Raw genomic sequence first — 14,005 nt, 5'->3', positions numbered from 1 at the left:
CGCGTACGGCCGGACAAGATTTATCGCGAGATCGATTTGCCGCTTCTCGTGATTTTCGCCGGCCTGTTCATCCTCGTCGCCGGTCTCGAAAAAGCAGTGATTACACCGGATATCATCGCGTGGGTGGGAAACTGGCGTCTCGACCATGTCGGCGTGCTGACCAGCCTGACGGCGGTGCTCTCGAATATCGTCAGCAACGTCCCCGCAGTGTTGGTGCTCGAACCAATTGTTGCCCACCTTGCCGATCCGGAGCGCGCTTTGCTCGTCATCGCCATAGCGTCCACGCTCGCGGGCCCCCTGTCGCACCGACTGCGCGCCGCACCCACCGTTGTCAAACCCGCAGTCAAGTCATTTCTGCTCACCCAGAGAACGGTGGTGAAAAGCAACGGATGCGCTGGGGCTCAGTAGGGGGCTACAGCTTCCTAATTCAGTCGACCAAGCGCAAGGCCGATTGGTCGGGTAAATTCCATGCCGTCTCGGCAGCGACCTTGAGGACCGTGGCGGCTTTGCAGCAAGCGTCGCCTGTTCGGCAGGAATATAGCCGGCGCCGGTATTGACGTGCAGAGAGACTAGTCGAGAGCGCTCTGCTGAACGGCCTCAGCGAGGCTTTCCTGCGCATTCAAAATCGAACGCTGCGCATCGAGAACATTGAGGAGCGAAGAGGCGCCGTCCTTATAGCTTATCGTCGAAAGGTCGAGGTCTTCCTGATAAGACTTCGTAGCCTGCCTCGGGCCGCTACCATCGAGGACCTTGTCCAACTCGCAGGCCACGCGACGAGGCATCGACCAGTGTTCGTCTGAGATCGGGGGGATGGCAAGGTTCGATCGTGCAATCCTTTGCCATCCAAATTAGTTCGGATCCCGAGTAGTCAGATAGTCACCTCGACCACAACATCAATCGATATCAACCCTAGCAGAACATGAAATCCGACGCAGTCAGACCGAGGCCGGCCAAGTGGAGCAAACTTTGCACGTTGCCCAAATGCGCGAAGTCGTCCACGTGGTTCTCGGAGGTAACATAACCCAGATCCGCCGTCATTGTGTTGTAATTAAAATAGGCAACGATATCACCTGCTGCCTCGCCGGAGATATCCCTGGCTGCAGCTGAACCATCGGCGAAGCTGTGATCGGTGATCACGACAACATGCTCGCCGTTCGCGCTATTGGCGGGGCCGCTATAGAACGTATCCACGTGATTGCCAGGCGCCGCATGATTAACGAAATTCGCCTCAAGACCATCGCTGCCAAGGCCTACCGCGTCGAAAGCGAAGGTATCCTGCACTGGGTCGAAATCCACAATGCTGGTGTGGTCCGATTTTGGCTCGTACTTTGGATCGAACCCCGCCATCGGGTTGTGGAACTGGAATACAAAGGTGTCGTGGCCGGCATCACCGGTCAGAGAGTCCCTACCGTCGCCCGCGAACAGGACGTCATCGCCGGAGCCCCCGTAGAGCTTGTCGTTGTCCCCACCGAGGAGGGCCGTAGCGAGCATGCGGGGTTTGTCGAGGCCATTGTCGCCGTAAAGGTAGTCGTTGCCCTCGTCGCCAAACACGTGGTCATTGCCCGCGCCACCGAATACTCGGTCATTTCCCTCGCCAGCCGAGATGGAGTCGTTGCCCGGACCGCCGTCGATCCAGTCATTTCCCGTCGGATCGACCATTATGTCGTCACCATTGCTGCCAAAGAGATTGTTGCTGCCGGGGCCGCCCAGAATTGTTTTTTCCATCGCCAATCCTCCTTATGAAACAACCCCACCAGACTCATTCATATGTCTTGCCGGACGGTTTGAGTAATTGTTTGTTTGGATAAAACACATCGATATAACGGATGCATCCACGTTCGGTGCGCCTCAAATTGATCTGACCTCTGGAGGTAATCATCCAGATCGTGCGAAAGGGGTGATGGCAGGGCATTCCATCCGTCTTACGCCGGTCTAGGCGGAGGCGACCAGCAGCAAGACCGTTCATGCGCCGTCCAAAGTCAACCGACTGTCTCGCTCACTGATCCGCGGGACCGCACGCCTCGCGATGCGCAAATAGATGAACTTGCCAGCGATGTCGAAACCGATACGTCTATGTTGGCGCATGCGTCATCGAAATCCAATGCGTCCTTCGAACACGCTTAGGGGAGGACGGCAACCACTCCATCTGCCGAACTTCACGCGCTGCAAAGTTGATTGTGGGAAGGTCGCGGCCCAGCTTTCGATCCGTTACGCAAATGTGTTTCCATCGGAACGATCAATTTCGCGGAGAGACTAAGGGAGGCTATGCCGCGCCTCGGGACGTAGCGGAACTATCAAAGGAGGTGGCATGAAAGAGGCCGCCCCGGGAGAGAGAACGGATCACTGGCAGATCTGTAAGCGAAACGCCGCTCCACTACAGCGGCAGCCGGCGATAGCCCTTGCGCATAGGGACACGAAACAAGACTTCGACGACGCATTCAGTGTGCCGAAGAATTCATTCCGCGCCGAATGCCTTAGTAGCCCCTACCGTCATTTCGCCCTGAAACGACCTCCATCACGCCAAGGCTAAATCCATTGACATGATGATCCCAAGATGATGCGAAAATGAACTGAAACTGATGCAAAAATGAATTTTGAAGCGTTGACATACCGCTTCTTCGAACTAATTCCCCGCTGGGCTGGGGTCCGCCCTACAACCAGGCAATGCTGCATTGTCGTATCGACGTAGTTGATACGACAGGATTTTTGCGCGGAAACTGCCGCGCTATAGCGTAACGGGGGCTTCAGTATCGCATGACCAGCATCACGGGACGGCTTGTCAAGGGAAGCATGTGGTTAAGCTTGTCTCGGACGATCGTGAACGGGCTTGCTACCCTCAGCACGTTCGTTCTGGCACGATATCTGGCACCGTCTGACTTCGGCGTAGTCGCTCTCGGCATGACGATCCTCCTGATCGTCACGACTGTTACCGAGCTTTCACTTTCCGAAGCATTGATCCGTCATGCGGCACCGGACGAATCTCATTTCAGCGCCGCTTGGACCCTAAATGCCGCGCGCGGGCTGGCGATTTGCATACTGTTCGCGATCTTTGCCTATCCCACCGCCGTCCTGTTCAACGAGCCCAGATTGACGGGTGTGATGCTGGCCCTCGGGCTCAGCATGCTGATGGGCGGTCTCACCAATCCGCGACGGATCATGCTTCAGCGAGATCTGATCTTCTGGCAGGAGTTCGTGCTTGCCGCTTCACAAAAGCTCGCCGGCTTCCTCGTCTCCGTCGCAATCGCGGTCATCTACCAAAGCTATTGGGCGCTGGTCGCCGGTACGCTCATAAGCCAGGCGACGAACGTCATTGTCTCCTATCTCGTATTGCCCTTCCGGCCGAGGATCACCTTTCAGCATATGCGGGAGTTCTTCTCCTTCTCCGCCTGGCTGACCGCAGGCCAAATCGTCAGCACGCTCAACTGGCGTTTCGATTACTTGCTGGTCGGCAAGATGCTCGGCGGGGTTCAGCTCGGCTATTATTCCGTGGGCAGCAATCTCGCCATGATGCCGACGCGGGAAGCGACTGCGCCGCTCACGCAGACGATCTATCCTGCGTTCGCAGGCATTCGCAACGACGCCGTGAGGCTCGCTGCCGCTTATCAGCGCGTGCAGGCGCTCGTTGCCGCCGTTGCGCTTCCCGCCGGCATTGGCGTCGCGGTGACCGCCGATCCGCTGGTCCGACTCGCATTGGGTGACAAGTGGGCGCCGGTCATTTTCATCATCCAGTCGCTTGCCTCGGTTTTCGCGCTGCAGACACTGGGCTCCCTGGTTCAGCCGCTCGGAATGGCAAAGGGTGAGACGCGGGTGTTGTTCGTGCGCGATACCCAGATGTTCTGCCTGCGGGTACCGATCATGGTTGCCGGTCTGATGCTGTATGGCCTTCCCGGCGTCATCCTCGGTCGCGTCTTTACCGGCCTCTTCAGCACTCTTGTCAACATGATGCTCGTACGGCGCTTCACCGGCATTTCCGTATTGAAACAATTGTCGGTGAACCTTCGGGCGCTCGCAAGCGTCGCGGTGATGGCGGCGGGCGTCTCACTCGCTTCAAGCCAGCTGGCGGCGAGCGACGACAAGCTCGTGCTCGTCACGCACCTGTCGTTGCTGATCCTTTTTGGAGGCCTGCTCTACTGCGGCTCGACCTTGCTGCTGTGGATGTTGATGAAACGGCCGGCCGGCCCCGAAACGGAGGTTCGAATCATACTCGGCAAAGTGCTGCCGAGACTACGTCTTGTCTGAAGAAGGTGCGGCCGACGTCGGCTGGAGTGCCTTGTCATCAAAGGGGAAATGGGGGAATGACATTGCAATCAAATCGAGTCTTGATCGCGAAGCTGGACGACATGATCCACGATTGCCTGAAAGACTACATCTGCCGTGATGAACCTTTGGCGATCCTCGACTTTCCGGATATCCGCAATTGCGGTGACTCGGCCATCTGGTTGGGCGAAATGGCCTATCTCAAAAGGCGATACGGTAAGCGGCCGACTTATGTATCCCGGATTGATGATTTCTCGCCCGAGCAACTCGAGCGCACTATGCCAACCGGTCCGATCTTCATTCATGGCGGCGGCAATTTCGGTGACATCTGGGGTGCGCATCAGGACTTTCGCGAGAAGGTCCTGGAGCAGTTTCCCCATCGTCTGGTGATTCAGTTCCCCCAGTCCATCCATTACAACTCCCAGGCTCGCCTCACCCAAAGTGCGCGCGTCATCGGACGCCACAAGCGCTTCGTACTGCTGGTGCGCGACGAGCAGTCGAAGGAATTTGCCCTTAAGCACTTTGACTGCGAGGTGCGCCTTTGCCCGGACATGGCCTTTTCAATCGGAGCAATTCAGCCGAAAGAACCGGAATTTCCCGTCCTTGCCATGCTCAGATCCGATCTTGAGAAGGTGGGAGATGCCGACCTCTCCGCCTACCCCGATATCCCAAAAGAGGACTGGATCACCGAATCTGCAAGGCGCGTGCGCATCGCAAAAGCGCTTGGCGCAGCGACGGCCTTGCTGGATCTCAAACCCACGGAAATGCGGCTGCGCAAGCTTGATGCAGCAGCACACAACAGATTAGGTCGCCGCATCCGCCAGATATCCCGCGGTCGTGCGCTCGTAACCGACGGGCTTCACGTCCATATCTGCTCGATCCTGCTCGGGCGACCCCATGCGGTGCTAGACAATAGCTACGGCAAAATACGCCGGTTCATGGACGCATTTTCGGGTGGCACAGATCTAGCTTACAGGGCGACATCACTTGACGATGGGATCGCGTGGGCACGCTGTAAAGCTGATCAATCATTCCTGCCTGCCGCTTAACGGCCGCACTTCGGGGTGATAACGCCAGCCCGCCCGGACCGGATGCCACGTCGGGGCAGCAGATGCGAATTCTGCGAATCCCAATCCACCTGTCGCTGAGTGAATTGGCCATGAAATTCCTATTGGGAGATCGTCTGGTATAGAGCAATCGCCTTGTCCCCGACGTATCCATGCCACCCGCGCCGGTGACCGCGCCCTGTCGTTACCTGCCAGGGTAACGACAGGGCAATTCATCGGGGCCTCGCTGCCAACGAGAACGTCGACAACAACCGGAATCCTTAATGGATGTAAAACTCACCACCGCAAAGAACTTGCTAACTGAGCAATTGCTACAGCAGAGTGAGATGCCGTGCATACGCCGGATTAGCGGCATCGATTTCGAACTCAGCTTTGTCTGCCCCTGCCGACATCGGATCGAAAAGTCAGCAACTGGAATCCGAGAAGGTAGAACTGGCGCTTTTAAATCGCTCCGTCGGATGGTGCCCGATCGCCATCAACGGGGAGTGCGCGCCGCTTGGCTCCTTTTGGCATGAGGAAGAGCTCTAGTTCATCAATGCGTGCAATGAGATCGACAATCGATGCACGATGTCAGCCTCGCGAATAGGAGTTGAACGCATGGAAATACAAGGACGGTGCCATTGTGGAAGTGTGACTTACGAGGCAGAAATCGATCCCGATGACGTCGGCATCTGCCACTGCAACGATTGTCAGCAACTCACCGGTTCGGCATATCGCGTGACCGCCAGTACACCACGCGCGCATTTTCGCATCACAGCCGGTGAACCGCGATGCTACGTGAAGACTGCGGACAACGGTCAGAAGCGCCTGCAATTTTTCTGCGGGGACTGTGGGTCGCCGATCTACACGACGGGCGAGGCTGATGCCGCCGAGCATGTCGGTATACGCGCCGGAACCATCGACCAACGTCATGAGCTTTCTCCCCGTTTTCAAATCTGGCTAGCGTCGCGGCTGCCCTGGGTGGAAACGATCGGCGATTTGCCAGGCCGCCCAACTGAATGATGGCGAATTGCGTTGATTGAAGGGATGACGCCAACACGCATCGACAATCGCCGGTGCATTCGAACACCGCTTGCACTTCACTGGGCCTTCTCGTGTGGCGACCCATTGAGGAAAAATGGGAATGCATGGCCCCGAACCCGGACACCGGAAGTGACAAGCGGGGATATTGCGGGCGTGGGCTACACAGCAGTGCTGCGCAACAGCTACAGGGACCCAAAAACCCTAGATGTCCGCAAAGACGTCCGAGATGACGGAAAATTTCACCGCCTGCCACCGTCTATAGTCGAGCACTAGATTCCTCGAAACCCAGCAGTCGCCGCTCTTCTTGACCGTCTGCCATCCTAATAGCCCCTTGGACTGCGCGGTCGCGAGTATCCTGCCGGTATGAGTGCGGGAAATGAGATAGTCGGCGGCGGCAAGCCGTGCCGAAACGGCACCTATCCACGAGCGCTCAGCCACCTCTGCGGTTGCTGGCACACGCGACATAAGGTCGTGCAATATGTTGCTGCCGGATTCCGACTTGACGAAGAGCGTGATGCGTTCGGGAGGGCTATACCAGTCTGGGTGATGGAAGAGCCGACGCGCGATTTGTGGCTGGGCGCGAAACAATATCGTTGGATCGGCTTGGGACCGTTGATATCGATCACCTGCATCTATGCTGTCAAGCGAGCGCAGGTGTCCGTCGAGCCATTGCCGGATTAGCTGTTCCGTATGGGCGGTAGCCTGCATGGCGTTGGTGCGCCGGTCCGCATTTTCTACCGGCTCGAATAATTTATAATGCGCCATCTCCTTCAGATGCGAGATCGCTGTGTTGTGGCTGGCAACATGGTTCTCGACCAAGAATTTTCTCAGATTGGAAACCGTGACTGGCGGGCAGCTCGGATTAAGCTTGTGCTCAAAATGCATTGCCAATGTCGCCTGGCTGAGCAGCCACTTCTGCAGGTCGGCGACATAACGTACCACTCTCGGTGCCGTTCGATGGATCGCCAGCAACTCCAATGCGGCATCACGGAGAGCAGCTGCAAAGGAGGCATCCGCCAGCAGCTCGTCGACACTGAAAGCGCGGCGCCTGTCTCGCAATTCGGCTGAATCTGCATGCATTGACATTTTAGTGGGCGCGAAAAAATAAAAATGCGAGGAGCATCGGGAATATAGAAAGTATCCGGATGGATAGGCGTTGTCGGAATATTTGGCAATCTCTCATTGAGAGCTGAAGACAGATATTGCCAGGGGAACTGTTGCGGCGAGCTATGCACCGTGATGATTAATGTTGTTCCGCTGGGATGCGTCAAGGCGTCAGCGGGAACCGACCGATGGCTTGCGGGTTACATCGTCAGCGAAAGGAGCCGACCATGCCGTTTCCATCACCACGATCCCAGGATTTGCAGCAGCGCTTCGAGGAATTGAAGGCGGCGGCCAGAGAAACCCTGGAAGAAGCTATTGCCTCCGCGAACGAAGCGGGGTGGGGCACTCGAGAGGTACTCGGCGCCCTTGTCGAGGCGGCCCACTCTCTCGAGGACGCCAACAGTGCGGACCCGGATCCTGCTGATGATCCGCCAGTTGGCGATGCGGTTCGCGAACAGATCGGCCACGGTGAACAATTCGATTGAGGGGCGCCGACACCCTTGTTCTTTTAGGCAGACGCCAAGTCTTATGGAGAAGACGATGAGCACCAACGACACGAATGCAACGCGCGAGCAGCGACGCCCCAAGGACGTGAGTCCTGTACCGGAAAAACCTGAAAAGGCGGACAAAGAATCCCTTGCACCGCCCACAGTCCAGCCTGCCGGCAGTAAGGACGAGAGTGAGCGACCAATCGTCAATCCAATAACTGGCGTGGCCCTCTGACTTCGAAGGCAACTTCTGAGGACGAAGACGGGGCTCGAGCATGACAAGGTCGCTTGACGGGCGTCGAACATGCTTATTTGCCGAAGAGCTTGGCGGGAGAGACATCGTCAGCTTCAACATCTATCGTCTGTCGGGACACCTGACGCTGAAGCCGTGCGAGATGTCGTCGTCCAAGGTGATCGATTTCCTGCTGGGTTTCCGACCGGACCGGCGGATGCAAGAAGGGCTATAATGACAATCGACTTCTCGCCTGACTGACTCTAAGCTGCCAACAAAGTTGGAAGGGTAGGGTCACTGGCCCGGAAAGTTCCGAGAAAGGAACCTCTTCTGAGCTTCCTCGGTCTCCTCAATCGGGAGGCAACGAGCGACCCATGCATAGTTCACGGCGGTACCAGCGACAGCATCCTTCGTTGGTTTGAAAGGGTCTTCGCTCACTGACCACTGGATGAGCGAGCCACGACCCCAAAAGCCTGTTCGGCAGCCAAATCTCACACATTCAAACTGCGTCGATTTAGAAACTGGAGTACAGGTAAAGCCCAGCCCACGGAGCCTCTCGGCCATTACAGCTTTGCTTCCGTTCGCTTCAGCGGCCAGTTTCTGCACGAATGCGTCGAAGTCATTCGTGGCGAGCGGCAATGGGGGATACCCATCGTTCCGGATAGATCCGCCCAGTGCAACGTTCCAGAAGGCGAGGTATGTTAGGAGGAGGGGCAGGCAGCGTGAAATAACCCACGTCTTCATGCCGTGCCATCCACATCGCCATCCTCATCCTCATCCAGTACCCGAACCGGCAGATAAGCGTTCGTCTCTAGCCATTCCTTGATGATGTGGCGGACAATGTCGTTTCGCGTTACGCCGAGCTCGCCGGCGATCGACAGCAATGCATCTTCCGTTTCGGCATCGAGTCCGATCGGTGTTGCGTTCCGGATCAAAAGTGCCGCACGTCGCAACATAATCTGTAGGTCGGCACGAGACGCCTCTCCAATGCGATCGGCTGCATACTCAAGCTGACCCGCAACATCACTTGGCACGCGTTCTTCTTTCCGTTTCCAGTCGCTCATGCGGGCACGCTCTCTGGCGAAAGCAACAGCAGCTCATCATCCGGCATCGGACGCTGCAGCCGTTTTGCTTCCTCCCATGAGGCAGTCAGCCACAGTTCGATCTCTTCCACATTCCGTAAGATGACCGGCATCGCCTTTTCGTGGATTTCACCAACGACCCTGTTGGCTTCTGTCGTCAGGAAGCCATAGAGGTCGGCGGTGATTTCTCCCTCCTTGATCTTCCGCACCGATCGCCATTGCGACACCCATATGCCGGCGAAAAACATGAGTGGTTGTTCTTCATTGGCTGCAAACCAGGCGTTCGGCACACGGCCACCTTCTCCGCGACTTCCGTAATCCGGCTCGGCAAAACGGGTGAAAGGCACGACGCACCGGTTTTCTACACCGAGCCAGCGTGTCCAATGCTTGCTGTTGGTATTCCGCACGTTGGTGGTGCCGCCATCCGGTTCCATCTTCAGGAGCTGCGCGAAGTCAAACGGCGAACCTTTTGCCTGCAGCTTGTCGGCGCGTTTTTTGGCAGCCTGCATGAGCGCCTGTTGCGAGCTGGGCAATCCCCATCTCACCATCGCCATTTCGCGACCGGCCGGAGTGTTTCGAACGACTGGCCCCATGCGATCTGGATAGACGTCGAGCGACGGCTCCATGTTGCCGATGCTGTCGATCATCGCCCTGGTGAATTGTCGGATCGCTTCCTGACTAGTCGTGACATTGTACAGATTGCACACCAGCCCGCTTCCTCATTCTTCCTACAACTATCATCGTAAAATTCTGTGGAGGTGTCTACGACGCCACTCGCGCCGTTGTCGCCTTACCGCTTTTCATCTTTCCAGACGGGACGCCTGAGCGTTTCGATCCTGACAAGGCGGCGGACAGTAATGCCGACGGCTTCAGCGCCGCTAACGGATCGTAGCTTCGACGTGAGGTACTCTTTCTTCCCACACTGACTGCACCTGAACTTCCCCTCGATCCCCATGAACGGAAGGTCACCGAAAATCTGCACGAGGTCGGCTGGCTCGTAAAGATGTTGGCTTCGACACCAACTGCATTTGATCTGAACGTAATGCCTGTCCTGGAAGCTTGACAGCTTCGGAAGTTGCGCGATCTTCGTGGGCGATAGGTAAGCTGGCGGATGCGTTTCGGGCACAATCAGGCGACCTTATGGGCGGGCTCGTCTTCCTCCTGCATCAGAGCAAAGAACTCACCCACGGGTATCGCATCGGCAAAGGTCTGGATCACGTCATTCACATCCGCCTTCGTCTCGATCCAGGCAGGGCCAGCGATGAAGTCGCTTCGATGGGCGTTTAAACGGAATACACCGCACACTTTGCCGCTGTCGTCATCGAATGCCATTTCGAGTGATCCAAGATAAAACTCCTCACTCTGGTAAGAAAGATCGACTTGCAGCATTCGCACTTGCCGATTGCCGATCTCCTCCAGGAGTTTGGGATGGACTTCATCGACGGCGAGCGGGAGAGGTTCCCTCCAGAAAAAGCCCTCGAAGTCGGGCGTTCCTAGGTTCATGAGCTTCGCAAGCATCGCATCTACGGGGCGTTCAAGCTCCTGAAGCTCAAACGATTTACCGCGATGGCCCGGCGGATCTCCGAACACATCGAAGACGTTGTAGCCGATGAACCTCATCAGCAGGTAGACCGCAATGACATCCTCTTGGCCAATGGTCGAGGTAGGCCGCAAGCTGGCAACAATACCTCCGACACGTCGGATATGAGCCAAAAACTCCGGAGACTTTTCACGGAATTCAAGCCGACTTCCGTGAAAGTGATCAAACGCGTCGTCGCTGATGTATTTCACCAGAGCTCTTACGGCCTCGATGTCCGTCTCACTGACCGTTAAAGCGCCTTCCTTCGGCGTCGGATCCCACTCAGGATCATACTTGACCTCTAACATCACGTATCTCCTTTGATTTCAAAACGCGGCTTCCAGCCCCGCGTAAAGCCAACCGACATTCCGGCTTCGCTTAAGGCCAACTGGCCGCGGACGAATTGCAATTCGTCCAACAGGGCAGCAATTGTCGCGCGGACATCGCCGCCGCAAAAAGCAAGTGCGGCTTCGACAGGATCAAATTCCGGTTCTTCAGTTTGGGCGACTACGGTACTCATCGGGCAAGCGTCTTCCTTCTCCGCTGTCGCCAGGGAGTCTCATCAGCAAGGTATTGAGGGTGAACGGCGGGTCATTCCGCCGCCAATGTGTTCCTATTATGTTCTCGTTTTTCGATGTGAGTCAAGGACGCTTTTTGATGGCGCCAAGCAGTTCGTCAATTTCACCTGATGTTATCAGACCGAGCATGTGATGATCGGCGAGATCGACGAGTGCTGCCGCAATCTCCCGCTCGCCCAGGCGGCGTCGACCGCGTTACTGTGGCGGCGGCACCTGAGATCGGCGGCACAGCCATCTCGATGGCGAAGCGGTTGTTCTTGATGGGGCAGGGCGGTCGGATTTCGGCGCCCTTCCACAGGCGCTGGGCTGACGAAATCTGGTCCCATGCGGCCAACGAGCACTTTGTGCAGCATCTATCGGCACAATCGTCCTATCGAGTTCCGCTCCTGTTTCGATCCCATCGCTAACGCCTCGCTGGCGAACCTTAGTCAACCACGTGAAGGGAAGACCGCTGTATTTCCCGGACTTTTCGGTACTATTGGGCAACCGTTAGGAGAGCATCGTGGTGCGATTGGTCATAGTTTGCGCAGCAGTTATAACATTCGGTTTTTGCGCGCCTGACACTTGGGCATCCGGCCGAAAAATCTATCTCACATTTGATGATGGTCCGCTGCCTGGCAGTGAAAATGTCCTGCAGGTGCTATTCGAAGAGAATGTGCCTGCAACCATGTTCATGGTTGGCGTTCACGTTGAGACCAAAGAAGATGGCCGATCTGTTCTGGCCGAGGTTCGCTCCCTCGAGAACGTCGCCGTTGGCAATCATAGCTATAGCCACGCGAATAACCGCTACCGCGTCTTCTACTCGGATAGCCAGGCTGTAATTACGGATCTCGTCAAAGCCAATGAAGTTCTCAGCCTAGCCATGCCCGCCGCAACACGTCTTCCCGGCAGAAACGTCTTCCGATTGAAAACAGCCTCCTCCGAGGACTTGTCGTTGGACGTCCGTGAGTAGGGTAAGGAGTGGATTAACTTCGAGTTAGTCAGAGAAGCCGGCTTCGACCTGTATGGCTGGGATCACGAATGGGCACATTATAGCGACGGTAAGCCCATCCAGTCGGTGGAAACACTGGGCCGGGAAATCGATTCCTTATTTGCGTACAACCGCTTTGTGAATCCGGGCAAAATGATCCTCTTGATGCACGACGCGATGTTCCAGGACAAGTTCAACGGAAAGGAAAACCTGCGCGCCCTCATCAGAAAGCTCAAGCAGCGCGGTTATCAGTTCTCCTCTTTACGAGATTATGAAAGCACCAGTTTGCAGGATTGAGCGAGCCCCGCCCAATATCGCATTGGCCGAACCATAGATCAGTTGACAGCCGCCAGCCGAAACAGAAATTAAAGAAGGCCGTTCGGCCTCGATCCGGATAATTTGCCTTGCATAGCGATCACCACTCTTGAAGGCCATCTTGGTGGTAATCTCGGATGGAGGGCGGTCGAACTCTACCGAAGTTTTCGGCGGCAAGATGAAGGCATTGCGCCTCTCGCAATCCGAGCAGATGGCCTACCTCTGGCAGGTCCAGGCCTTCATCGGTGCTCGGTTGCTCCGGACGGCACACGGTCCCTGAAGCTGGCACCCGTTTCCTCAGCCCTTCCTGATGCCTGGTGATCCCCAACTCCGTTTCTGCTATTTCTCAGATGCAGTCACTCAGTAACCCATGGTTTGTGCAGCGACGTAAACCTTAAGAGGTGCGCAAGACACGCGTATCTTGGTCGCGCCTTCTGGCGGCCCGAATTTAGAAAGCTCGAAACGCGAGAAATCGCAACTGTCCATATCTGGCAGTTCCAAATACTCGGTCTTTTGCCCTGCACTCGTTGTAAGGACCATGATCAGAACTGCCTTCATGACAAACATTCGGCTTCCCTCGCAAACACACAGTTCAGATCAAAGCTGGGTCCGCCAGCAAAATGCAAGTACGTAAGTTCCACCTGGGGACGCGCGGCGACCCGCCTCAAGTGAAGGCCCAATCTTCAACCCGCATGCAGCATTGATGGGTTCATCTGGTGCGCCTCAAATCAAAGGAGCTCCCTTATGAATTCTGAGATCAGAGATATCGTCATTGAAGGATTGCCGGCGAGTCGGCCTTCGAGAATTTTTTTGACCGTCTCCACCGTTCAGCACGTCGTTGACGCTGTTGCATTGGAAACCGAATCAAGGAATGTCGGGACTTGGCACGGAGCGCGTTGCAGCAAGTTCGGCTTCACTTTGTCGCCCGGCCGCCCGGCCGAGCTGGCGGCTTCAGGCCGGTCGCGCTCGCCTTCGACGCGATGGAGTGGAAGTAGCGACGCTGCCAAACAGCGCCACGCGCCATTGGTGGCGCCGCACCGTATTCTCCGTTCCGATCTCCGCAACCACGGATGTGATGGCCCCTTACGGGGCCTCTGCTTCGATGGCAGCCTTAAGGCTGTTGGGCCGCATGTCGGTCCAGCGCGTCTCGATTTGATCGAGGCACGCGTGGCGGGTGGCGGGTCCGAAGCCGGTGTGCCAGCCAGCAGGGACGTCTACAAATTCGGGCCACAGAGAGTGCTGACCCTCGTCATTGACCAGCACCAGGAAGGTAGCATGGGGATCGTCGAAGGGGTTAGTCATGGTGGATC

The 14,005-nt window shown here is 56.5% G+C and carries 18 protein-coding genes and 1 pseudogene; 10 read left to right on the top strand and 9 right to left on the bottom strand.

The features are described 5' to 3' along the window. The first annotated feature begins 36 nt into the window (after window positions 1-36). A complete protein-coding gene (locus NXC24_RS23525; RefSeq protein ID WP_348632742.1) occupies window positions 37-408 on the top strand; it encodes an SLC13 family permease in 372 nt (123 codons plus the stop codon). 19 nt (window positions 409-427) lie between these two features. Here the strand turns inward: NXC24_RS23525 and NXC24_RS35535 are convergent. Both NXC24_RS35535 and NXC24_RS23515 read right to left on the bottom strand, forming a co-directional pair. Then, window positions 428-713, bottom strand: a pseudogene (locus NXC24_RS35535) (TolC family protein); the annotation flags it as partial. A 196-nt stretch (window positions 714-909) separates the two neighbouring features. Then, window positions 910-1,725: a calcium-binding protein gene (locus NXC24_RS23515; RefSeq protein WP_104825830.1), complete on the bottom strand. Its 816-nt coding sequence runs from the start codon at window positions 1,723-1,725 to the stop codon at window positions 910-912. 1,029 nt (window positions 1,726-2,754) lie between these two features. Between NXC24_RS23515 and NXC24_RS23510 the strand changes: the two genes are divergently transcribed. The 3 genes from NXC24_RS23510 to NXC24_RS23500 all read left to right on the top strand — a co-directional run bounded on the left by NXC24_RS23510 (window position 2,755) and on the right by NXC24_RS23500 (window position 6,326). Then, a complete protein-coding gene (locus NXC24_RS23510; RefSeq protein ID WP_104825829.1) occupies window positions 2,755-4,239 on the top strand; it encodes a lipopolysaccharide biosynthesis protein in 1,485 nt (494 codons plus the stop codon). Window positions 4,240-4,295: 56 nt separating this feature from the next. Then, complete coding sequence (locus NXC24_RS23505; protein WP_104825828.1) at window positions 4,296-5,306, top strand: polysaccharide pyruvyl transferase family protein; 1,011 nt, start codon at window positions 4,296-4,298, stop codon at window positions 5,304-5,306. Window positions 5,307-5,921: 615 nt separating this feature from the next. Further along, window positions 5,922-6,326: a GFA family protein gene (locus tag NXC24_RS23500; protein ID WP_104825827.1), complete on the top strand. Its 405-nt coding sequence runs from the start codon at window positions 5,922-5,924 to the stop codon at window positions 6,324-6,326. Window positions 6,327-6,548: 222 nt separating this feature from the next. On the opposite strand, the gene NXC24_RS23495 is transcribed toward NXC24_RS23500, so the two are convergent. Continuing rightward, entirely contained in the window at window positions 6,549-7,427 is an 879-nt protein-coding gene (locus NXC24_RS23495; RefSeq protein WP_245464035.1) for a hypothetical protein, read from the bottom strand. Between the two features lie 251 nt (window positions 7,428-7,678). On the opposite strand from NXC24_RS23495, the gene NXC24_RS23490 reads away from it, so the two are divergent. From NXC24_RS23490 to NXC24_RS23480, 3 genes are read left to right on the top strand one after another with little or no spacing between them, the layout of a single operon-like run. Then, window positions 7,679-7,936: a hypothetical protein gene (locus tag NXC24_RS23490; protein WP_104825826.1), complete on the top strand. Its 258-nt coding sequence runs from the start codon at window positions 7,679-7,681 to the stop codon at window positions 7,934-7,936. Window positions 7,937-7,991: 55 nt separating this feature from the next. Next, entirely contained in the window at window positions 7,992-8,174 is a 183-nt protein-coding gene (locus tag NXC24_RS23485) for a hypothetical protein (protein WP_104825825.1), read from the top strand. 40 nt (window positions 8,175-8,214) lie between these two features. Then, entirely contained in the window at window positions 8,215-8,406 is a 192-nt protein-coding gene (locus NXC24_RS23480) for a hypothetical protein (RefSeq protein WP_245464034.1), read from the top strand. A gap of 505 nt (window positions 8,407-8,911) precedes the next feature. Here the strand turns inward: NXC24_RS23480 and NXC24_RS23470 are convergent. The 4 genes from NXC24_RS23470 to NXC24_RS23450 form a co-directional block, all read right to left on the bottom strand. Continuing rightward, window positions 8,912-9,235, bottom strand: coding sequence for a CopG family transcriptional regulator (locus NXC24_RS23470; RefSeq protein ID WP_104825823.1), 324 nt, complete (start codon window positions 9,233-9,235; stop codon window positions 8,912-8,914). Then, window positions 9,232-9,960 carry an SOS response-associated peptidase gene (locus tag NXC24_RS23465; protein ID WP_104825822.1) on the bottom strand — a complete coding sequence of 243 codons (729 nt, stop codon included), beginning with the start codon at window positions 9,958-9,960 and terminating at the stop codon, window positions 9,232-9,234. Before NXC24_RS23465 ends, NXC24_RS23470 begins: the two co-directional genes overlap by 4 nt. 421 nt (window positions 9,961-10,381) lie before the next feature. Next, the gene (locus tag NXC24_RS23455; RefSeq protein WP_104825820.1) at window positions 10,382-11,140 is read right to left on the bottom strand and encodes a hypothetical protein; all 759 of its coding nucleotides are present in this window, start codon (window positions 11,138-11,140) and stop codon (window positions 10,382-10,384) included. Next, window positions 11,140-11,352, bottom strand: a complete 213-nt coding sequence (locus tag NXC24_RS23450) for a hypothetical protein (RefSeq protein WP_104825819.1) — start codon at window positions 11,350-11,352, stop codon at window positions 11,140-11,142. The genes NXC24_RS23455 and NXC24_RS23450 overlap by 1 nt, the downstream gene beginning before the upstream one ends. A 560-nt stretch (window positions 11,353-11,912) precedes the next feature. Between NXC24_RS23450 and NXC24_RS35885 the strand changes: the two genes are divergently transcribed. From NXC24_RS35885 to NXC24_RS35225, 3 genes are all read left to right on the top strand, one after another. Beyond that, on the top strand, window positions 11,913-12,362 hold the full coding sequence (locus NXC24_RS35885) for a polysaccharide deacetylase family protein (RefSeq protein ID WP_245464033.1): 450 nt from the start codon (window positions 11,913-11,915) through the stop codon (window positions 12,360-12,362). Between the two features lie 105 nt (window positions 12,363-12,467). Then, complete coding sequence (locus tag NXC24_RS35880) at window positions 12,468-12,677, top strand: hypothetical protein (protein ID WP_245464032.1); 210 nt, start codon at window positions 12,468-12,470, stop codon at window positions 12,675-12,677. Between the two features lie 139 nt (window positions 12,678-12,816). Then, a complete protein-coding gene (locus NXC24_RS35225; protein ID WP_158704539.1) occupies window positions 12,817-12,975 on the top strand; it encodes a hypothetical protein in 159 nt (52 codons plus the stop codon). 80 nt (window positions 12,976-13,055) lie between these two features. On the opposite strand, the gene NXC24_RS23440 is transcribed toward NXC24_RS35225, so the two are convergent. Beyond that, window positions 13,056-13,262: a hypothetical protein gene (locus NXC24_RS23440; RefSeq protein WP_104825818.1), complete on the bottom strand. Its 207-nt coding sequence runs from the start codon at window positions 13,260-13,262 to the stop codon at window positions 13,056-13,058. Window positions 13,263-13,778: 516 nt separating this feature from the next. Beyond that, window positions 13,779-13,997: an MbtH family protein gene (locus NXC24_RS23435; RefSeq protein WP_104825817.1), complete on the bottom strand. Its 219-nt coding sequence runs from the start codon at window positions 13,995-13,997 to the stop codon at window positions 13,779-13,781. Between the last annotated feature and the right edge of the window lie 8 nt (window positions 13,998-14,005).

Origin of the sequence: Rhizobium sp. NXC24 (assembly GCF_002944315.1) — a bacterium.
In the GTDB taxonomy this organism is placed as follows: Bacteria; Pseudomonadota; Alphaproteobacteria; order Rhizobiales; family Rhizobiaceae; genus Rhizobium.
The sequence above is the reverse complement of the archived record's forward strand: the minus strand, read 5'-3'. Positions and strand labels throughout refer to the sequence as shown.

Excerpts from the sequence above, each read along its gene's own strand:
- NXC24_RS23515 (WP_104825830.1), bottom strand. The coding sequence starts at position 1,725 with ATGGAAAAAACAATTCTGGGCGGCCCCGGCAGCAACAATCTCTTTGGC.
- NXC24_RS23510 (WP_104825829.1), top strand. The coding sequence starts at position 2,755 with ATGACCAGCATCACGGGACGGCTTGTCAAGGGAAGCATGTGGTTAAGC.
- NXC24_RS23505 (WP_104825828.1), top strand. The coding sequence starts at position 4,296 with ATGACATTGCAATCAAATCGAGTCTTGATCGCGAAGCTGGACGACATG.
- NXC24_RS23500 (WP_104825827.1), top strand. The coding sequence starts at position 5,922 with ATGGAAATACAAGGACGGTGCCATTGTGGAAGTGTGACTTACGAGGCA.
- NXC24_RS23495 (WP_245464035.1), bottom strand. The coding sequence starts at position 7,427 with ATGCATGCAGATTCAGCCGAATTGCGAGACAGGCGCCGCGCTTTCAGT.
- NXC24_RS23490 (WP_104825826.1), top strand. The coding sequence starts at position 7,679 with ATGCCGTTTCCATCACCACGATCCCAGGATTTGCAGCAGCGCTTCGAG.
- NXC24_RS23485 (WP_104825825.1), top strand. The coding sequence starts at position 7,992 with ATGAGCACCAACGACACGAATGCAACGCGCGAGCAGCGACGCCCCAAG.
- NXC24_RS23480 (WP_245464034.1), top strand. The coding sequence starts at position 8,215 with ATGACAAGGTCGCTTGACGGGCGTCGAACATGCTTATTTGCCGAAGAG.
- NXC24_RS23470 (WP_104825823.1), bottom strand. The coding sequence starts at position 9,235 with ATGAGCGACTGGAAACGGAAAGAAGAACGCGTGCCAAGTGATGTTGCG.
- NXC24_RS23455 (WP_104825820.1), bottom strand. The coding sequence starts at position 11,140 with ATGTTAGAGGTCAAGTATGATCCTGAGTGGGATCCGACGCCGAAGGAA.
- NXC24_RS23450 (WP_104825819.1), bottom strand. The coding sequence starts at position 11,352 with ATGAGTACCGTAGTCGCCCAAACTGAAGAACCGGAATTTGATCCTGTC.
- NXC24_RS23440 (WP_104825818.1), bottom strand. The coding sequence starts at position 13,262 with ATGTTTGTCATGAAGGCAGTTCTGATCATGGTCCTTACAACGAGTGCA.
- NXC24_RS23435 (WP_104825817.1), bottom strand. The coding sequence starts at position 13,997 with ATGACTAACCCCTTCGACGATCCCCATGCTACCTTCCTGGTGCTGGTC.